This window comes from Alteromonas pelagimontana (genome assembly GCF_002499975.2).
Lineage (GTDB): Bacteria > Pseudomonadota > Gammaproteobacteria > Enterobacterales > Alteromonadaceae > Alteromonas > Alteromonas pelagimontana.
In genome coordinates this window covers 2,839,342-2,858,838 of record NZ_CP052766.1, presented here as the reverse complement: position 1 = coordinate 2,858,838, position 19,497 = coordinate 2,839,342, and the positions used below count along the sequence as shown (strand labels likewise).

At 47.3% G+C, this 19,497-nt stretch carries 11 protein-coding genes, 6 tRNA genes, 2 rRNA genes and 1 pseudogene; 3 read left to right on the top strand and 17 right to left on the bottom strand.

Annotated elements, in window-relative coordinates; genetic code table 11:
- Nucleotides 1-11: 11 nt before the first annotated feature.
- Together CA267_RS12570 and CA267_RS12565 are read left to right on the top strand one after the other, a co-directional pair.
- Nucleotides 12-1,199, top strand: a complete 1,188-nt coding sequence (locus CA267_RS12570; RefSeq protein WP_321174041.1) for a DcaP family trimeric outer membrane transporter — start codon at nt 12-14, stop codon at nt 1,197-1,199.
- Nucleotides 1,200-1,438: 239 nt separating this feature from the next.
- Entirely contained in the window at nt 1,439-3,439 is a 2,001-nt protein-coding gene (locus CA267_RS12565) for an alpha-amylase (RefSeq protein WP_075610374.1), read from the top strand.
- A gap of 67 nt (nt 3,440-3,506) precedes the next feature.
- Here the strand turns inward: CA267_RS12565 and CA267_RS12560 are convergent, their stop codons facing one another.
- The 13 genes from CA267_RS12560 to CA267_RS12500 all read right to left on the bottom strand — a co-directional run bounded on the left by CA267_RS12560 (nt 3,507) and on the right by CA267_RS12500 (nt 13,646).
- On the bottom strand, nt 3,507-4,559 hold the full coding sequence (locus CA267_RS12560; RefSeq protein WP_075610373.1) for an aldo/keto reductase: 1,053 nt from the start codon (nt 4,557-4,559) through the stop codon (nt 3,507-3,509).
- A 152-nt stretch (nt 4,560-4,711) separates the two neighbouring features.
- Complete coding sequence (locus CA267_RS12555; protein WP_170669057.1) at nt 4,712-5,833, bottom strand: ISAs1 family transposase; 1,122 nt, start codon at nt 5,831-5,833, stop codon at nt 4,712-4,714.
- Nucleotides 5,834-5,959: 126 nt separating this feature from the next.
- On the bottom strand, nt 5,960-7,036 hold the full coding sequence (locus CA267_RS12550) for a chemotaxis protein (protein WP_075610372.1): 1,077 nt from the start codon (nt 7,034-7,036) through the stop codon (nt 5,960-5,962).
- Nucleotides 7,037-7,260: 224 nt separating this feature from the next.
- On the bottom strand, nt 7,261-8,445 hold the full coding sequence (gene tuf, locus CA267_RS12545) for an elongation factor Tu (protein WP_075610371.1): 1,185 nt from the start codon (nt 8,443-8,445) through the stop codon (nt 7,261-7,263).
- 69 nt (nt 8,446-8,514) lie between these two features.
- Nucleotides 8,515-8,590, bottom strand: a tRNA-Thr gene (locus tag CA267_RS12540).
- 6 nt (nt 8,591-8,596) lie between these two features.
- A tRNA-Gly gene (locus CA267_RS12535) sits at nt 8,597-8,671 on the bottom strand.
- Nucleotides 8,672-8,702: 31 nt separating this feature from the next.
- Nucleotides 8,703-8,787 (bottom strand) — tRNA-Tyr (locus CA267_RS12530).
- A gap of 9 nt (nt 8,788-8,796) precedes the next feature.
- A tRNA-Thr gene (locus CA267_RS12525) sits at nt 8,797-8,872 on the bottom strand.
- A gap of 112 nt (nt 8,873-8,984) precedes the next feature.
- Nucleotides 8,985-9,725: a type III pantothenate kinase gene (locus tag CA267_RS12520; protein ID WP_075610370.1), complete on the bottom strand. Its 741-nt coding sequence runs from the start codon at nt 9,723-9,725 to the stop codon at nt 8,985-8,987.
- Complete coding sequence (birA, locus tag CA267_RS12515; protein ID WP_075610369.1) at nt 9,715-10,701, bottom strand: bifunctional biotin--[acetyl-CoA-carboxylase] ligase/biotin operon repressor BirA; 987 nt, start codon at nt 10,699-10,701, stop codon at nt 9,715-9,717. Before birA ends, CA267_RS12520 begins: the two co-directional genes overlap by 11 nt.
- A complete protein-coding gene (gene murB / locus CA267_RS12510; protein WP_075610368.1) occupies nt 10,698-11,690 on the bottom strand; it encodes a UDP-N-acetylmuramate dehydrogenase in 993 nt (330 codons plus the stop codon). Before murB ends, birA begins: the two co-directional genes overlap by 4 nt.
- A gap of 134 nt (nt 11,691-11,824) precedes the next feature.
- Nucleotides 11,825-12,433 carry a sugar transferase gene (locus tag CA267_RS12505; RefSeq protein ID WP_075610367.1) on the bottom strand — a complete coding sequence of 203 codons (609 nt, stop codon included), beginning with the start codon at nt 12,431-12,433 and terminating at the stop codon, nt 11,825-11,827.
- A gap of 43 nt (nt 12,434-12,476) precedes the next feature.
- Nucleotides 12,477-13,646, bottom strand: a complete 1,170-nt coding sequence (locus CA267_RS12500) for a glycosyltransferase family 4 protein (RefSeq protein ID WP_075610452.1) — start codon at nt 13,644-13,646, stop codon at nt 12,477-12,479.
- Nucleotides 13,647-13,875: 229 nt separating this feature from the next.
- Between CA267_RS12500 and CA267_RS12495 the strand changes: the two are divergent.
- Nucleotides 13,876-14,905: pseudogene (locus tag CA267_RS12495) on the top strand (IS630 family transposase).
- A gap of 140 nt (nt 14,906-15,045) precedes the next feature.
- Here CA267_RS12495 and rrf read toward each other — a convergent pair.
- The 4 genes from rrf to CA267_RS12475 form a co-directional block, all read right to left on the bottom strand.
- Nucleotides 15,046-15,161, bottom strand: a 5S ribosomal RNA gene (gene rrf, locus CA267_RS12490).
- 221 nt (nt 15,162-15,382) lie between these two features.
- Nucleotides 15,383-18,267: ribosomal RNA gene (locus CA267_RS12485) — 23S ribosomal RNA — on the bottom strand.
- A 796-nt stretch (nt 18,268-19,063) separates the two neighbouring features.
- Nucleotides 19,064-19,140 (bottom strand) — tRNA-Ile (locus CA267_RS12480).
- 235 nt (nt 19,141-19,375) lie between these two features.
- Nucleotides 19,376-19,451: transfer RNA gene (locus CA267_RS12475), tRNA-Ala, on the bottom strand.
- Nucleotides 19,452-19,497 lie beyond the last annotated feature (46 nt).

Here is a 19,497-nt window from a genome sequence, read left to right as displayed (position 1 = left end):
TACCTGGAAACATGAGACGGAATATAAATATGAAAAACACACTCCAAAAAACCACCCTCGCCGTTGCGCTTTCTGTTGCGGGCTGGTCCGGCGTTTCTATGGCTCAAACTGACATGCTGGCAGGCACCAACGTTAGTTTCTCCGGTTATATTAAAGCAGATGCAATGGTGAGTAACTACTCGGACGGCACCATTGCTTCGGGCAGCGTTGGGCGCGACTTTTATATTCCATCACTCACGCCAGTGGGAGGAAACGATGAGGGGTCGCAGTTTGATGCGCACACCCGTCAATCCCGCTTCCGATTCGCCACCACCACACCTACTGAAGAAGGTGACACTATCACCGGCGTTCTGGAGTTAGACTTTATTGTTACTAATGACGGGGATGAACGGGTCAGTAACTCCTACAATCCTCGTATTCGTCACGCATATTTGCAGTATAAAAACTGGCTGATTGGGCAAACCTGGACCACGTTTATGGATGTGGCCACGCTACCCGAGTCGCTGGATTTCATTGGCGTAACAGACGGTACCATTTTTGGACGCCAGACGCTGGTAAGATACACAAATGGCGGTCTGCAACTCGCTTTGGAAAACCCTGAGACCACAGTCACCCCCTTTCAAGGCGGAAGTCGCATAGTGGCAGACGATAATGCAGTTCCGGATGTTGTTGCGGCGTATACATTTAAACAAAACTGGGGACACGTAAAAATAGCAGGATTAGTTCGTCAGTTGTCCTATGATGACGGCGTAGATGTTGATGCAGATGAAACCAGTTACGGGCTGGCAATTTCCAGCAAATACAATCTAGCTAACGGTGACGATATTCGCGTACTCTTTAATGCAGGTTCAGGTATAGGCCGATATACTGCTTTAAATGCGATCAATAGCGCTGTGATTACCGCGGACGGGGATCTGGAAGCGATTGATTCTTACGGTTATACGCTGGCGTATCGTCATCTGTGGAACGAAAAGATGCGCAGTAACTTTATGTTTGCCGCCTTAGAAGCTGATAACGATACTGAACTGACAGGTTTAACGGCGACTGAGAGCACCCTTAGTGCACGAGCTAATTTGCTCTATTCCCCTACAAAATCGCTTACTTTTGGAGGCGAGTACGCGTTTGCAAAACGAGAAATTGAAGCTGGCATAGAAGGCGATATGAACCGCTTTCAGTTCTCCGCTACATATGTATTTTAAAAACACTTAGAAGCCGCCTACCAAAGCCCTGTTGATAGACGGGGCTTTTTTCTGCAATTAGTAAAATTTCTTACATACGTATTCATTTTGTTAATTTTACGTTAACCACCTAGTGTTACCTCCAGTCGGGTTCTTTCCATTTTCAGTTCGCGTTTACACCCTGAGATGAATGAACAACAGTTGCTGGCGATGGTGAAATCTGAGCCTGACATTTCAGTTACCACTCACGGAGAGACACTATGCTTTTTCGACACCACCTTACTGTTGCTTCTGCTGTTGCTTTGGCGGCCGTTAACCTCAACTCTGCTGCCGTTGCTGCGCCCACTACCTTCGTTCATTTATTTGAATGGAACTGGCAAGATGTAGCAACAGAATGTGAAACTTACTTAGGACCAAAGGGTTACGCTGCCGTTCAGGTATCGCCTCCTAATGAACACCTGAATGTTCCCCAATGGTGGGCTCGCTATCAGCCGGTCAGCTATGTATTAAATAGCCGCGGCGGCAATCGGGCTCAATTCGTTGATATGGTTGAGCGTTGCGACGCTGCCGGCGTCGATATCTATGTTGATGCCGTAGTTAATCACATGGCGGCTGGCAGCGGCACCGGTACGTCAGGCAATACTTTTGCCAATAAACAGTATCCTATTTATTCGCCCCAGGACTTTCATTCTACCTGCGAGGTTGTAGATTATACAAATCGTTGGGAGGTACAAAATTGCGAGCTGGTGGGTCTGGCTGATTTAAATACGGCGAGCGAATATGTTCAAAGCACTATAGCAAACTATCTGAACGATCTCGTGAATATCGGGGTGGCGGGATTCCGCTTAGATGCCTCTAAACACATGGCTGCATCTGACATCGCTGGCATTTTAGATAAAGTGAACGGCGATCCGCTTGTTTTTCAGGAAGTCATTGATCAAGGCGGTGAAGCCATCGGCGCCGCAGAATATTTCGGCAATGGCTTAGTAACTGAATTTAAATATTCTGTAGAGCTGGGAAACACTTTTCGGAATGGTTCCTTAGCGTGGCTAAGCAACTTTGGTGAGGCCTGGGGATTTATGCCCAGCTATCAGGCTGTGGTCTTTGTAGACAATCACGACAACCAACGGGGTCACGGTGGCGCGGGTAACGTAATTACCTTTGAAGATGGTCGGCTGTACGATTTAGCTAATGTCTTTATGCTGGCATATCCGTATGGGTATCCCAAGGTAATGTCGAGCTATGACTTTTACGGTGATACCGATGCGGGCGCGCCTTCTGTTCCGGTCCATAACAATGGCGTATTGGAATGCTTTGCTGAAAACTGGAAGTGCGAACACCGCTGGTCTTATATTGCTGGCGCAATGGATTTTCGCAACCAGACTGCAGATGTATTCTCAGTCACCAACTGGTGGTCCAATGGGGGGAATCAAATTGCTTTTGGCCGCGGTGACAGAGGTTTCGTCGCTATTAACAAAGAAGATTATGCCCTCTCTGCGGCGCTGGACAGTGATATGGCACCCGGTGTGTACTGTAACGTGTTAAGCGGTGAATTGAGTAGTGACGGCAATTCTTGTTCTGGCAGCACTGTTACGGTTGACCAGAACGGCTCGGTAAATGTCAGTATTGGCGCCTGGGAAGCAGTCGCGATTCATCATAATGCCCGAATCGGCAGCCAGCCCAGCACCGATGGCGACTGGCAACGTACGGTAGTCTTTGTGCAGGCGCAAACACAGTCAGGTCAGAATATGTTTGTACGTGGCGGCATTGACCATGCTTATGCGGCCGCGAACCTGGGGCGCACCTGCACACAGAGCAATATGAGCTGCGCGATTCCAATTCGTCACAATAATTTTAAAAATACTACCACATCTCCCTGGAAAGCTAACGACACTTTTTTAGACTGGTACGGTGTTGAAGCTAATCAAAGCGGTGATGCTGAAGGTAGCGCGCTTGATTGGACTACCGACGTATGGCCAGCAGATTGGGGCGGCGAAAAAACGGTGGCCGCCGACGGTTATGGTGTTACCCCATTAAATACCTGGGGAGCGCATTACTGGATGCTGGATGTAGACATGGACTGCAGCAAAACGGCCAACGGCTGGTTTGAAATAAAAGCGTACATTCAAAACGGCCAAGGCTGGGAAGCTGATGTAAGTCAATCAGATACTCCCTATCAAACTGCCAACCATTTTGCCCATTGTGGCAAAGTTAACACCTTTGTTTTCGGGCAAGGAGCAGCCCAAATAGCCGATTTATAGTAGTAGCCAACCATTTGCGCCTGTTAGTACTGCGGGCGCAAATGGCTCTATATGCAAAGCGAGGGATTTAAAAGCCCAGCGGGTAGAGCTGTAGCACTTCTTCAATCTGACGTAATACAGGTTCATCAAGGGTAATTTCAAAACCCGCAATATTTTCTTTTAGCTGATCCAGCGTTGTTGCTCCAATAATTGTTGATGTCACACCCGGTACTTGCTGACACCATGCCAGCGCGAGTTGCGAAGGTGTTATTCCTGCGCGTTTGGCGATTTCCATATAACGTCGTGTTGCTTCGTGTCCCTGAGGTTTGTTGCGAAACAAGCCCTGACGTTGAACATATGTCCAGCGGGACTCTTTGGGGCGCGCGTCATTCAGATATTTTCCGGAAAGCATGCCTGTGGCCAGCGGCGACCACGGCAGATAGGCGATATCTTCGAAATGGCACATTTCAATAAGATAAGGCCAGTCTTTTGCGTGCAGTAAACTGAATTCGTTCTGAATAGATACGGGCTTTGGCACTCCCAATTCCTTACATAACGAAAGGAATGTATGAATTCCCCAAGGCGTATCGTCGGAAAGTCCCCAGTGGCGAATTTTCCCGTCTTTAATAGCTTTTCCCAGCGCTGAGGCAATATCGCGCATTCCCTCAACTTCCTCGGCAACATTGACTTTTGTGGGATCAGTTTTACCTGGCCAGTGTTTGCCAAAATGAGGAGAGGTACGGTTAGGCCAATGCAATTGGTACACATCAAGATAATCCGTCTGCAATCGCTCAAGAGAGGCATCCAAAGCAACATCAATTGTGGCAGCAGAAATAGCACTGCCGTTGCGAATATGTTGAATACCGCCGCCAGCAATCTTACTCATCAGCACAATATCCTGACGTTTTTCAGGATACCGGCCCAGCCAGTTGCCAATAAAACGTTCGGTATCTGCATAAGTTTGCGCATTCGGGGGAATCGGATACATTTCCGCGGTGTCAATAAAGTTAACGCCGACATCCAGTGCGTAAGCAAGCTGCTCATCGGCATCCTGTTGGGTATTTTGAATTCCCCATGTCATGGTTCCCAGACAAACCTGCGACACCTGTAAACCACTACTACCTAACGTGGTAAATTGCATATTTTTCACCTGTATAAGCGTTTGAGCCTTGTGCATATTTTGCACGAAGAGACATAAATTTTTTTGTTATACCAATTCATATTGATGTGTGATCAGCTCAGAGATAGAGGAATCCATCTCTCTACGGCGAATCAGGGCAAGAGCATGAATGCTTAAATATCACCCAATGTGGTCAAGCCCGCTGCTAACACCTGTTCCAGATAATCAGTGCTGCCATGCGCCCGCTTTTGCTTACGCGGAATACTAACTTTTCTGCTCGTTTCTGCGCGCAGCATGTTCAATGCAATCTTCCTCGCCCCAGACAATACCTCAGCGGCATTTCCTCGATATATCCGGCATTGGTCTTCCTTCATTGACACATCAAGAACCCAGTGGAGGCTATTTTCAACAGCCCAGTGACTGCGTACCTCCTTGGCAAAGCGGGCTTTCGTTAACGTGGCTGAGCTGATGTAGTATCGATACTCAAGCGACTCTTTACCACTTTTCGTCTGCCGATAGCCCAGCGCAACGCCAATACTTTTCAGACCTTTCCATTCAGGGAAAGTATCCGCTAACGTAGCGGCTTCCATAACATGATAAGCTCTGGCTTCTTTGCGGCCGTGACTCTTTTCTAAGCAAATCACTTCCTCATTAACAACACCGGTAAGTGCATAGCGTACGGCATCATGAAGCTCTTTTTGATTCCCTTTTAGCGCCAGCAAATAATCACCACCGCTATCGATAATCTGTCCTGCAATGTCGGTTTGACAGCCCATTGCATCAATCGATATCAAACAACCTCCTATGTCCAGCAGGCTAAGTAAAGCCGGAATAGCTGTTATTTCATTCGATTTACTCTGCGTTTTTATCTGTCCCAACACCATGTTATTTTCTGATGCAAAGGCATTCACCATGTGAATCGCTGATTGCCTCTCGTCACGGTTGTAAGACCCGCAAAGACGTTTACCATCAATAGCAATTAGCTGTCCCTCGGATAGCTCTGCCACTGACGGCATCCAGCCAATAAAGCAACGCTGGAACTGCTCACTATCTATTCGCGATACCACACGAGCGATGGTGTCATGGACTGGCAAGCCATTCTTGAATAATCCTTTGCCTGTGAACCAATTAAAATGCAAGTCACCAAAGTCTTCGATATCTTCCCATCCCTTGGCTCCGGCAATGGATGCGCATACCACCAGGAATAAAATATCAGTAAATAAATGCGCTACCTTGGCCGACTGGCGAGGGTCTTCTAATTCCCCAAAAAACTGCTCAAATGCACCTGTTTCCATGACTCTCTCCGCAAAAGAGAGTATAAGATCACAGACACTATAACTCGTCCAGTTATAATTTTATCTGCTAAATCAGCTGGTTAATTTATGTTCGTGATCTTGCCCTGTACGGCGAATTAGTATTAATCACTGTGTAGGATTAACGTGAGTAGATTCTTCCAGCCTGGCTTCCGCGGTGGCTAATTTTCTTTCGATATCCCGGCGGGATTCCACCATGTCATTAGCCAGCTCTGCCAGCGATTTAAACTCCGCGAACCCCAGTTGTCGAGGATCGATTTTTTGATACTGCCGTTTACAACGGTAAAAGAACATTACAAAGTTAGCAAATGCACGATGAAAGGTCGCGAAACTTTTGATTAAAAGCAGGATTAGCGTGACAGATGTCAGTCCTGCAATAGAGATACTGTAAGTCCTGACCTGGTTTTCCTGTAACTCAATCATCGGCTGAAGATCTTGATCCAACTGGTTAAGTTGCGCCTCAACTAGATGGGCCTGGCGGCGAAAATCGCCGGTCAGCCCTTGCTGGTGCGTGATACCCATTGCAGTAGTCGCATCCGCCAGTTTTGCAAAGGTTTGCCGGTAATTTTCTAATGCCTTTGCTGCCGAAGAGGACGTATCACTCAGCGGCATTTTTGCTTGATTAACGGCATCATCAAATTGTTGCTGATAATAAGCATCTTTGGTTAGCAGAAAGTTGCGGATGGATAACTGCGCTATCACAAACTGCTGATACAGTTGTGTTCCATAAGCAAAGGCAGATTCACGACTCAGCATGGCTTCAACCGAAGCAAGTTCCCCCTGTAACCCATGAGCGGTATTAAGGCCAATTTGTAACTGTAAATGCACGACTTTCTGAAACAGCTTCTGATAATCGTGCACGCCTTGCGCTAACTCCCCGGCTCGTTTATCTGGTAAGGAAAATTCCTTAAATAATGGCACCAGCGCTTTTAGGTGGTTGTTAAAAATATCTGCACGCTCATTAAACCGATTGAAATAGTCGATTTGATGGCGTAGTAAAAAATCTTTCTCGTGCCTGCGCATTTGCAGTAAATCTTGTCCCAGCCTCAGGAGAAGATCACGTTGCTCGTGCAAGCTCACCAATCGTTGGGTGAAAAAGTGCTGACTGGCTACCAGCAGGCTCATGCCCAAAACACAAATGAGGGTCATTAATAATAAACGCGACTTTATCGAATTGAATTTCATAGCTTTTACACGTTTTTGTGACGTAGGTACTTCTACAATAAACGGTGAATATGAATTTGATGTGTCAACAGAAGCCGGTGGGCCTGGCGATGCACTAAATCGATCCGCAGTGATGATCGGTCATTGAGGATTTGTATAATACTAAGAGGGACTTCAAAGATTAAGACATTAAAAAAGGCCGCTTACGCGACCTTTTTTTTCGATACTTGAGTTAAGCGAGTTGATTACTCAACGATTTTCGCTACAACACCAGCACCTACAGTACGACCACCTTCACGGATTGCAAAGCGCAGACCTTCGTCCATCGCGATAGGTGCAATCAGTTCGACAACGAACTTCAGGTTGTCACCAGGCATTACCATTTCTACGCCTTCAGGCAATTCTACAGCACCGGTTACGTCAGTAGTACGGAAGTAAAACTGAGGACGGTAGCCTTTAAAGAATGGTGTATGACGGCCACCTTCGTCTTTAGACAGAACATAAACTTCTGCTTCAAACTTAGTGTGCGGCTTGATAGAGCCAGGTTTACAAAGAACCTGTCCACGCTCTACGTCATCACGCTTAGTACCACGTAACAACACACCTACGTTCTCGCCTGCACGACCTTCGTCAAGCAGCTTACGGAACATTTCAACGCCGGTACAGGTAGTAGTTTGTGTTTCGCGGATACCGACGATTTCTACTGTCTCACCAACTTTCACAATACCTTGCTCAACACGACCGGTTACAACAGTACCACGGCCAGAAATTGAGAATACGTCTTCAATTGGCAAAATGAACGGCTTGTCGATTGCACGCTCTGGCTCAGGAATATAAGAATCCAGTGCTTCACCTAATTCGATGATTTTGGCTTCCCACTTCTCTTCGCCTTCCAGTGCTTTTAACGCAGAACCTTGAATAACTGGTAAGTCGTCGCCTGGGAATTCATATTCGCTTAACAGTTCGCGAACTTCCATTTCTACCAGCTCAAGCAGTTCTTCATCATCTACCATGTCGCATTTGTTCATGAATACGATGATAAAAGGAACACCTACCTGACGACCTAACAAGATGTGCTCACGTGTCTGTGGCATAGGACCATCAGTCGCAGCAACCACAAGAATCGCACCATCCATCTGTGCCGCACCGGTAATCATGTTTTTAACATAATCAGCGTGTCCAGGGCAGTCAACGTGGGCATAGTGACGAGTGGGAGTATCGTATTCTACGTGTGACGTAGAAATCGTGATACCACGGGCTTTTTCTTCAGGCGCGTTATCGATTTGGTCAAATGCGCGTGCAGAACCACCATAAGTCTTTGAAAGGACAGTAGTGATTGCTGCAGTCAGAGTGGTTTTACCGTGGTCAACGTGGCCGATTGTACCCACGTTCACATGGGGCTTTTTACGTTCAAACTTTTCTTTTGCCATTTCTATTATCCCAGCAAAGTTACTTTAAAAATTTAAATGATTCTAAACAAACATGAGCTGGGGAGAAAGTGGTGCTGATAGGCAGATTCGAACTGCCGACCTCACCCTTACCAAGGGTGCGCTCTACCAACTGAGCCATATCAGCACGAAATGGAGCGGACAGCGGGAATCGAACCCGCATCATCAGCTTGGAAGGCTGAGGTAATAGCCTTTATACGATGTCCGCATTCCTAATTCTCTGGCCACCTCATAGAAAGTGGTGGAGGGGGCAGGATTCGAACCTGCGAAGGCTGAGCCGGCAGATTTACAGTCTGCTCCCGTTGACCGCTTGGGTACCCCTCCTGAGATTGATGGTGCCGACTGCCGGAGTCGAACTGGCGACCTACTGATTACAAGTCAGTTGCTCTACCAACTGAGCTAAGTCGGCACTACATCAAGTGGGTGCGCATTCTAGAGCAATGTTCCGCTCTGTGCAATAGTCTTTTTCGCTTTTTTCAATTTTTTCCAAAGGGTTAAACATTCACCACCTGGAAGATATCTTACGCAAAAAGTTCACTTCTTGCGTAGCGGGCTAGACCATGCACCACCAAATTCGCGACGTGGATGCTACCAGCGTGCTGGCTAAATGCAAGCATATTTTTGTCCCCGCCCCCAATAATTATAGAAAAATCGGTTCGTTTGCTCGACAAATAATCAATTGCGCTAAAATAGACGCCCTGAACTGCAGCAAGACAGCCGAAAGCGACGCAAGCTTCGGTATCTTGACCCACCATAATTTGTTCAGGTTTTGTGTTGTTTGCTGTCACTTTTACCGTATTTGTAATAAGCGCATCTCGCATTATAGTAAATCCGGGCGCAATCCATCCGCCTAAATGTTGACCACCATCAACAAAATCACAGGTTATTGCCGTACCAATATCAATAACGGCAAATGGCTTATCGGTCATTTCTTGAGCAGCAATCATGGCTAGCCACCGATCGACTCCCATTTTTTTTTCATTAGCGTAACTATTAATAAGACCAAACTGCGTTTTTTCTGTTTCAATAACTCGCAGGTCGATACTTTGCGCGGTGCAGAAATTGCTCAAAGCGTCGTTTAAATTAGAGTTTCCGACATTTGCTAAATAGATATAGCGAATTTCTCTCTTCTTTATAAGCTGGCTTATCAGATCCTCAACGCTTGACACAGTTGCGAGTTCGGCCGCAACTGTGTCAAGGCGGCAATATTTTATGCGCGTGTTTCCTCCATCTATCAAAAGAACCTGCTTCTCATCCACCACGTAAACTCACCTCACCACCATGGAATCGGGTAATGCCTTCTTGAGTTTCCACTAACAATGCTCCACTCTCGTCAATTCCTCGCTCAATACCACTAAAGCGCTTATCCCCCATTTGCAGTACCACGGTCTTATCGGCAAAGAGATCCAGAGACTGCCAGGTGCCGACAAAACGGCCAAACCCTTCCATGGTAAAGATGGGTAGCAGTTCGCGAAGTGAGTCTATCATTGATGCTGCCAATGCGTTGCGATCCGGCACCTGACCGAGAAAGGAAGTAAGATCTGTATGCGGCTGTCCAACGTTATACTGCTCATCCGGTACGCACACATTAAGACCGATACCTATAACGCTGTGTGCTGTCGCTCCTATTTGTCCTTCAACTTCAATCAAAACCCCGGCCAGCTTTTTTCCATGCAGATAAACGTCGTTTGGCCATTTCAACTGCACGTCCTCTACGCCAAATTTCTGCAGTGCATTACAAACGGCCACGCCAACAAGTAGCGATAAGCCGGCCATACTTTGATATCCATCAGGAAACGACCAATACATAGAAAACGTTAAGCTTCCACCTACAGGCGCCAGCCATTGCTTACCATGGCGGCCGCGCCCCGCGGTTTGAATTTCTGCCAACATGACATCGCCGTCAGCCAGATTATGACGGGCATTTACAATGCGTTTTTTTAACTCGGTGTTGGTAGATGCAAGGACTGGCTCAACCTGTACCAACGATAAGCTGGGGCATTTTAGCTGTCTATTTATCAGATCGGCGTTAAGCAGAGCAAATTGTCGGTTTAGCTTGTAACCTTTACCTTTTACTTTAAAGACATCCAGCCCCCATTCCGTTAACTGGGCAATGTGTCCAGCCACCGCTGTACGAGACAAACCGACTTCTTGCGCGATAGTTTCACCGGAATGAAACTGCCCGTCAGCCAGTAAAGCCAGGATGTGCTGCCGAATCATCTTTGACGCGTGCCTCATAGCGTGACCAATCCTGTTTTTCCCACTAGCCTGACTTCAGGCTCTAAAGGAATTCCAAACGTTTGGTGTACTGCGGTAATAATATCTGATGCAAGAGTAACGACATCTTCACCTTTAGCTGATCCCAGGTTCGTAAGGACAAGCGGCTGTGTGGGGTGACAACGCACCCCCTGCCACTGCTTTCCCTTATAACCGAGTGTGTCTATTAGCCAGGCCGCTGGAATTTTTTTATGCTCTGCATCAATATCGTACGCAGGTACGTTAGGATATTGCGCTTGAATTCGTTGGTATAATGCTATCTCGACCACCGGATTTTTAAAAAAGCTGCCAGCGTTGCCAAGTATCGCCGGATCCGGCAGCTTTGCCTTGCGGATGGTGATAACAGCATCAAAAATATCTTTCGCGGTGGGATTTTCCAGCGCAGCCAGTTCGCCGTACGTGGTAATTCGCTCACTGTTTTTAGGAAGCGTAAAGTTAACGTAAGTAATCAGTACCTTTCCCGCTAGTGCGTGTTTGAATACGCTATCCCGATAGCCAAACAAACAATCTTTTGCATCAATGACTGCTTTTTCCCCGCTTTGAATATAAATCACCTCTACCGAGGAGATAAACTGACCGACTTCAATACCGTAAGCACCAATATTTTGGATGGGACACGCCCCAACAGAACCTGGAATTAACGCGAGATTTTCCATCCCCCACCAACCGTTTTCCATGGTTTTTACCACTAGCTGGTGCCAATTTTCTCCACCACCGACGCGTAAGTGATGAGCATCCGTCGTTTCATGATGAGTGATACCAGCAATGCGATTAACTAGTACCTGCCCATCAAAATCCTCCAGAAACAGCGTATTACTGCCTTCCCCAAGCAAATAGTTATGCGAGGCTGATGACAGAGCGTCGAGAAACTCGTCTGCGGTATTAAAGAAGGTTAACTGCTGGCATTGCGAGGGCAAGCCGAACGTGTGATAAGACTGCAATGATGGCACTGGGTATGTCGTCTATATTTCAGATGGTCGGGCAATGGTAGGCTAAGGTGAAGAAGAATAAAAGTATCTATGCCGCAATGGCTGTAAACAGATGGCTTTCCTTTGTTGATAAATGATTTAACAGCAACAGCTTTTTAGTTTTTCTTATTTACGGTCGCTTGCGTTTCAGAGGATGCCTTACTGTTATTGTGCTTACGCACATTCTCTCGCCGCACAACCTTTAGTATGGTCAGCAGCAAAATCTTGCAGTCCAGCCAAAAGCTCTGATTTGCCACATACCACTTATCCAATTCAAATTTCTTATCTTCAGTTATATTGTCGCGTCCGTTTATCTGCGCCCAACCCGTCATGCCGGGACGCACTTGCTGACGGACCTTCTCTAAGTAATCCTTTTGATCCCCATCTTCCTCTAATAAAGGTCTTGGCCCCACGAGGCTCATTTCACCACGCAATACGTTCCACAGTTCAGGTAGCTCGTCCAGACTTGTACGGCGAAGAAATCGGCCAAATTTTGTCTGCCTTTGATCATCGGTAAGCGGTTCTCCGGCATCCGTACGAGCGTTAATCTGCGTACGAAACTTTATCAGCTCGAAGGGTTTACCGTTTAGGCCCGGACGCCACTGCCTAAACAGGATTGGCGAACCAAGTTTGATCCACACCAGTATTGCCAGTCCCCCCAGCAGCCAAGACAACAAAAATAAAGCAACTCCACTTCCCACTATGTCCATCACACGCTTCACCATAATAAGGCGCTTCCTTTGATAAAAATCACCATACCGCTAATACTCATCTGGCATTGCGTAGCTGTGCAAACATGGCTAAACGCCGCGCTTGAAGAAGATCGTAATGAAAATCCTGCGCTCTCTGGAAGTTTTGCTTTGCTTCGTCGAGGCGCTGTTTTTCAGACATTCTTAGGCATGTCTGAATAGCTTCACTGAGCGCTTGGGCACTGCCGCGCTCAACAATCCGCTCTTCGTTAAGCAGTTCATTGACTCCTGCCACACTACTGGCTATGCAGATAACGCTACGGGCCATCGCTCCCAAAAGTGCATGGGGTAACTTCTCTTTCTTTGAAGGCATTATAAAAATATCGGCAGCATCCATCGCATCACGGATCTTTTTCTCGCAAGAAACATTTCCAACGAAGTCGGCTACAGTATGAAGGCCTAAAGTCACTGCGGCGCCTTGCATCCGATTTACCTGTTGTCCTCCTCCAATCCATGTGAGATGACACGTTACTCCCGCGTCAATGAGTTGACGTAGCGCAGCCAGCATGACGTCACAGCCTTTATAGGAATGGGACAGGCTGCTGATACACAGCACCCGTACTGGCTTATGAAGCGGATACTGAGTGCGCTGATGGTACTCATCGTTGTTAAGGAAAATGGAAGAGTAGTGAGTATGAAACGCTTCTGCCGCAGGGGGATAGCGTTCTTGTAGCGCATGCTCAGTGGCATAAGAAATGGCACAGACCTGACGGCATTGCTGACGCAGCAACCCTTCATGCAGCTTTCGCAGAAACGGATGCCACACGCCCACACTGTTATCTTTTGCATAAACATCGACGGGATCATGAGTAACTTCTGCACCACATTGATGCAGGGCAGGCTTTACCATTTCCTGGTACAACCACGATAGAAAACCCGGCAAGCGGAAAATAACTTTGTCAGCGATCCCTTTGCGTTGACGTAGTATCTTACATGTCTTTACCAGTCTCATAGCGAAGGCTTCCAGTCCCTCACCTGCGGGGACAGCTGTGATAGATACTTTTTCGCCCGTTACCTCAAGCCAGCCTGGTCTAGTGCACTTAACGTTGTATACAGGGGCGACAATATTGACCTGGTTGAAGACGCTCAAATAGCCACACCAAAAGCCGTAAGGAAAAGCTTCATCAGTCCAGATCGATCCTTCTGCGCAACGATAAAAGTGCTTGTCTGTAACCACATCTAACAGCATATCAAATCCTAAAATCGCCATAGTCTTTTTAATAATGCAGTAGCGTTTCTGCAACAGGCGTGAAAAAGTCTCTTTATCCTTCCATTGTATTCAAATGGTGTCGAAAGGCCATGTGACACAGAAAAAAATGAGCAATACCGATTAAGCAAATAGTCCGGATAACGGCAATAATACCATTCGTCATAAATATGTGATCTAATGGTGTGTCACTTAAATTCATTCAATGCCTATGCTTCACGATGCAGATTTTGTACAACTTGCACGACGCGAATCGCGCGCGAGAAAAAGGATCCGGCTTTTAGCGCTTGCCCACTTTAAAGAGGGTAAAAGTAGGACTGCCATTGCCAATACATTAAAAGTCAGTCGAGGCAGCGTGAACAAGTGGGTCGCCACTTTTCTGCAACACGGTATTGAAGGTCCCAATGACAAATATTCTCCCGGCCGACCTCCCACCCTTTCACAGGCCCAACATCGACAATTATCAGATTTCGTTGAAGCTCACAGCCTGTCTGAACAGGGAGGTCGTTTGACCGGCGCTGATATCAATCGCTACATCCAGTGTGAATTTGGCGTCGTTTATGAACCGTCTCATATTTATCGGATTTTGAAGCAGCTGGGGTTGTCGTGGATCTCTAGCCGTTCCCGCCATCCACAACAATCACAAGCTGTTCAAAACGAGTTTAAAAAAACTACAGATTGAAACGAGCAAACGGATCCCAGACCATATTCCGTTAGAAAAGGTTGATATCTAGTTTCAGGATGAAGCACGTTTCGGTCAGCAAAATACCACCAAACGAGTTTGGGCAAAGAAAGGCAGCCGACCAAGAGCCGTTAAGCAACAACAATTCGAGTACGCCTATTTGTTCGGTGCAGTATTCCCGGCAACAGGAGATACCAAAGCACTGATCGCCCCGTGGGTTAATAAAGACATCGTGAAGCAACATCTGAGATTAATAGCGGCTCGCACGTTGCCCGGGCATCATGCGGTGGTGATTATGGATGGCGCGGGTTGGCATACAGTTGACATTGCAAATGATATCGACAACCTAAGTATCATCAAGCTTCCTCCCTATTCACCTGAACTCAATCCCGTCGAACAAGTATGGAGTTGGCTTCGTCAACATCACTTAGCCAATCGCTGTTTTAAAGGCTACACAGATATTGTTGATGCCTGCACAAACGCATGGAACTACTTTATTGTATATACACAAAGACTGAGCGCTATGTGCAAAAGGGACTGGATTAATATGGTCAAATAATTATGCCGATTGGTATTAGTGTGGCTGTTGCGCAAGCAGGACACACAGTACGTCCGGTGGTTGCCGATGGCGCGCCTGCCGAGAACTTATCAACATAAAAAAAGGGCTACCCTTGCGGATAGCCCTTTCTTCGAATGGGAGCCTGGCGATGTGCTACTCTCACATGGGGAGACCCCACACTACCATCGCCGCTAACGTGTTTCACTTCTGAGTTCGAAATGGATTCAGGTGGTGCCACGTCGCTATTGTCGCCAGGCAAAAACTCGTTGCAATAAGGCGTTGTCTTATTGCGTAAGGAAGATTTCACTACTCTTTCAAGTATGAGCATCACCCTTACATAAATTCTTAATTGGTCTTAACAATGCTGGAAAGCATAATATTAGTGTCTAAGTCAGAGTCTTCGCTACTCTTTTGACTTGATTAGGTTTGTCATTCACACACAACACCGGTCTTCTCTCGAAGCCATTTAGGCGTTGTATGGTTAAGCCTCTCGGGCAATTAGTACAGGTTAGCTTAATGCCTTACAACACTTCCACATCCTGCCTATCAACGTCATAGTCTATAACAACCCTTCCAGACCTTAAAGGTCAGGGATGACTCATCTTGGGGCTCGCTTCCCGCTTAGATGCTTTCAGCGGTTATCGATTCCGAACGTAGCTACCGGGCAATGCCATTGGCATGACAACCCGAACACCAGCGGTTCGTCCACTCCGGTCCTCTCGTACTAGGAGCAGCTCCCCTCAATCATCCAACGCCCACACCAGATAGGGACCGAACTGTCTCACGACGTTCTAAACCCAGCTCGCGTACCACTTTAAATGGCGAACAGCCATACCCTTGGGACCGACTTCAGCCCCAGGATGTGATGAGCCGACATCGAGGTGCCAAACACCGCCGTCGATATGAACTCTTGGGCGGTATCAGCCTGTTATCCCCGGAGTACCTTTTATCCGTTGAGCGATGGCCCTTCCATACAGAACCACCGGATCACTATGACCTACTTTCGTACCTGCTCGACGTGTCTGTCTCGCAGTTAAGCTAGCTTATGCCATTGCACTAACCTCACGATGTCCGACCGTGATTAGCTAACCTTCGTGCTCCTCCGTTACGATTTGGGAGGAGACCGCCCCAGTCAAACTACCCACCAGACACTGTCCATAATCCCGATTAGGGACCTATGTTAGAACATCAAACATACAAGGGTGGTATTTCAAGGATGGCTCCACATCATCTGGCGACAATGCTTCAAAGCCTCCCACCTATCCTACACATGTAGGTTCAATGTTCAGTGCCAAGCTATAGTAAAGGTTCACGGGGTCTTTCCGTCTAGGTGCGGGTACACAGCATCTTCACTGCGATTTCAATTTCACTGAGTCTCGGGTGGAGACAGCGTGGCCATGGTTACACCATTCGTGCAGGTCGGAACTTACCCGACAAGGAATTTCGCTACCTTAGGACCGTTATAGTTACGGCCGCCGTTTACCGGGGCTTCGATCAAGAGCTTCTCTAAAAGATAACCCCATCAATTAACCTTCCGGCACCGGGCAGGTGTCACACCGTATACGTCATCTTTCGATTTTGCACAGTGCTGTGTTTTTAATAAACAGTCCCAGCCACCTGGTCACTGCGGCCTCCATTCGCTTAAGGAGCAAGTCCTATCACCAACAGAGGCGTACCTTCTCCCGAAGTTACGGTACAATTTTGCCGAGTTCCTTCACCCGAGTTCTCTCAAGCGCCTTAGTATTCTCTACCTGACCACCTGTGTCGGTTTGGGGTACGGTTCGCATAATCATAAGCTTAGAGACTTTTCCTGGAAGCAGGGCATCAACAACTTCACCACCGTAGTGGCTCGTCTCGTGTCTCGGCCTTAAGTGTCCGGATTTACCTAAACACTCAGCCTACGCACTTTCACCTGGACTACCAACGCCAGGCTTGCCTAGCCTTCTCCGTCCTCCCATCACTGATTATACAAGTACGGAAATATTAATCCGTTTCCCATCGACTACGCATTTCTGCCTCGCCTTAGGGGCCGACTTACCCTGCCCTGATTAGCATGGGACAGGAAACCTTGGTCTTCCGGCGTGGGGGTTTTTCACCCCCATTATCGTTACTCATGTCAGCATTCGCACTTGTGATATGTCCACCCAACTTCTCAATTGAGCTTCAACCACTTACACAACGCTCCCCTACCACTTGAACCTAAGTTCAAATCCGCAGCTTCGGTATATTGCTTAGCCCCGTTACATCTTCCGCGCAGGCCGACTCGACTAGTGAGCTATTACGCTTTCTTTAAAGGGTGGCTGCTTCTAAGCCAACCTCCTAGCTGTCTTAGCCTTCCCACATCGTTTCCCACTTAGCAATATTTTGGGACCTTAGCTGGCGGTCTGGGTTGTTTCCCTCTTCACGACGGACGTTAGCACCCGCCGTGTGTCTCCCGGATAGCACTCATCGGTATTCGGAGTTTGCAAAGGGTTGGTAAGTCGGGATGACCCCCTAGCCTTAACAGTGCTCTACCCCCAATGGTGTTCGTCCGAGGCTCTACCTAAATAGATTTCGGGGAGAACCAGCTATCTCCCGGTTTGATTGGCCTTTCACCCCCAGCCACAAGTCATCCCCTAACTTTTCAACGTTAGTGGGTTCGGTCCTCCAGTTGATGTTACTCAACCTTCAACCTGCCCATGGCTAGATCACCGGGTTTCGGGTCTATACCTAGCAACTCAACGCGCAGTTAACACTCGCTTTCGCTACGGCTCCGTTATTCACTTAACCTTGCTACTAAATATAAGTCGCTGACCCATTATACAAAAGGTACGCAGTCACCCCCCATAAAGAGAGGCTCCCACTGCTTGTACGTATACGGTTTCAGGTTCTGTTTCACTCCCCTCACAGGGGTTCTTTTCGCCTTTCCCTCACGGTACTGGTTCACTATCGGTCAGTTAGGAGTATTTAGCCTTGGAGGATGGTCCCCCCATATTCAGTCAGGATAACACGTGTCCCGACCTACTCGTTTTCACTATAATGGCATTGTCATGTACGGGACTATCACCCAGTATCGTGGCACTTTCCAGAGCCTTCCACTAACACCAATATAGCTTAAGGGCTACTCCCCGTTCGCTCGCCGCTACTAAGGGAATCTCGGTTGATTTCTTTTCCTATAGGTACTTAGATGTTTCAGTTCCCTACGTTCGCCTCATTAACCTATGTATTCAGTTAATGATACACATAAATGTGTGGGTTTCCCCATTCGGACATCTGTGGCTCAAATGCTTTTTGTCAGCTCACCACAGCTTTTCGCAGACTTACACGTCCTTCATCGCCTCTAACTGCCAAGGCATCCACCGTATACGCTTTGTCACTTAACCATACAACCCTAAATAGCTTCGTCAATACTTCCCATACTTCACCTCTACTCCTCACTCACTCAGTCATGTACTAAATGTACACTCCTTCGCTCCTTCGTCGCTCGGTTCGTCTGAAAACTATTGACTCGCCATTTTCGTTTATCAGCCCCTCAATAATAAAATATTGAAGCGTGATATGAAAATGACACTTTACTGTTACCACTTTTGAACAGCTAATGTTCGTGAAAGGGTGGCAACAGCGGCCTTGACCCGCCTTTTTATCCGGGCTCAGGTGAGAATTGAATCTCTGTTGTATGCATGACAAGTCTAATCAATTTCGTGCCAAATAAGGATGCAAAGCATCGTTACTTTTGCGCAAGGAGGACCATCATTACACTCAGTTGTGTAAAATGACCCACTTGCTGCACGTTTTCAGTCAGATAGAGTAGCTTGAGTGCAAAATCATCCAGAGGATGACTTTTGCGCAAGGAGGACTCACAGTACGCTCAGTTGCATACTATTTATCTCTCTTAGTTACTCTTTCTTAGATTGATTACTAATATCAGCTTTCCAAATTGTTAAAGAACGTTTCTTGCAATCGAACTTGCCGATTGCAACACAAGGTAGATATTTGCAAAGCAAACACCTTCTTGCCTTAGAGTAAAAAACCCTAATCAATACTCGCTTTACCCGCGGTTATTCATTAGGATTCTGCTTTGCCGACCATATTAGCGTATTTCTTTCGTAGATAAGGAAGAGGAAATCGTGGTGTGCGCGTAGCACATGAGATTTTCTCTGACGCCGTATACGGAAGAAATGGTAGGCTTGGGCAGACTTGAACTGCCGACCTCACCCTTATCAGGGGTGCGCTCTAACCAGCTGAGCTACAAGCCTGTTCTTGCTTCTGTCTGGGCTCGTATTGCTGCTCTTTATTTCCTCGCTCCTCAGTCACATACTATATGTATGCTCCTTCGTCGCTCGTCAAGTCGAACACCACTACAAACCAAGCCATCGCAATAACTTTCTACCCGACCTGCTTTCTTTAGTAAGCAGACATTAGGTCAGCAGGGTTTCCCTGCGATTAAACCGCGTGTCGCGCTCACTTGCGAAGCAAGTGCCTGTAGGCAGATGGTGGAGCTAAGCAGGATCGAACTGCTGACCTCCTGCGTGCAAGGCAGGCGCTCTCCCAGCTGAGCTATAGCCCCATAGGTCTATCTCGTTCTTTATCTTCTATAACAAAACAATCTGTGT

What these genes read in the sequence shown, in the direction of transcription:
- CA267_RS12570 (WP_321174041.1), top strand. Translation starts at nt 12, where the DNA reads ATGAGACGGAATATAAATATGAAAAACACACTCCAAAAAACCACCCTC.
- birA (WP_075610369.1), bottom strand. Translation starts at nt 10,701, where the DNA reads ATGAGGCACGCGTCAAAGATGATTCGGCAGCACATCCTGGCTTTACTG.
- CA267_RS12555 (WP_170669057.1), bottom strand. Translation starts at nt 5,833, where the DNA reads ATGGAAACAGGTGCATTTGAGCAGTTTTTTGGGGAATTAGAAGACCCT.
- CA267_RS12500 (WP_075610452.1), bottom strand. Translation starts at nt 13,646, where the DNA reads ATGCTGTTAGATGTGGTTACAGACAAGCACTTTTATCGTTGCGCAGAA.
- CA267_RS12505 (WP_075610367.1), bottom strand. Translation starts at nt 12,433, where the DNA reads ATGGTGAAGCGTGTGATGGACATAGTGGGAAGTGGAGTTGCTTTATTT.
- tuf (WP_075610371.1), bottom strand. Translation starts at nt 8,445, where the DNA reads ATGGCAAAAGAAAAGTTTGAACGTAAAAAGCCCCATGTGAACGTGGGT.
- CA267_RS12565 (WP_075610374.1), top strand. Translation starts at nt 1,439, where the DNA reads ATGCTTTTTCGACACCACCTTACTGTTGCTTCTGCTGTTGCTTTGGCG.
- CA267_RS12560 (WP_075610373.1), bottom strand. Translation starts at nt 4,559, where the DNA reads ATGCAATTTACCACGTTAGGTAGTAGTGGTTTACAGGTGTCGCAGGTT.
- CA267_RS12550 (WP_075610372.1), bottom strand. Translation starts at nt 7,036, where the DNA reads ATGAAATTCAATTCGATAAAGTCGCGTTTATTATTAATGACCCTCATT.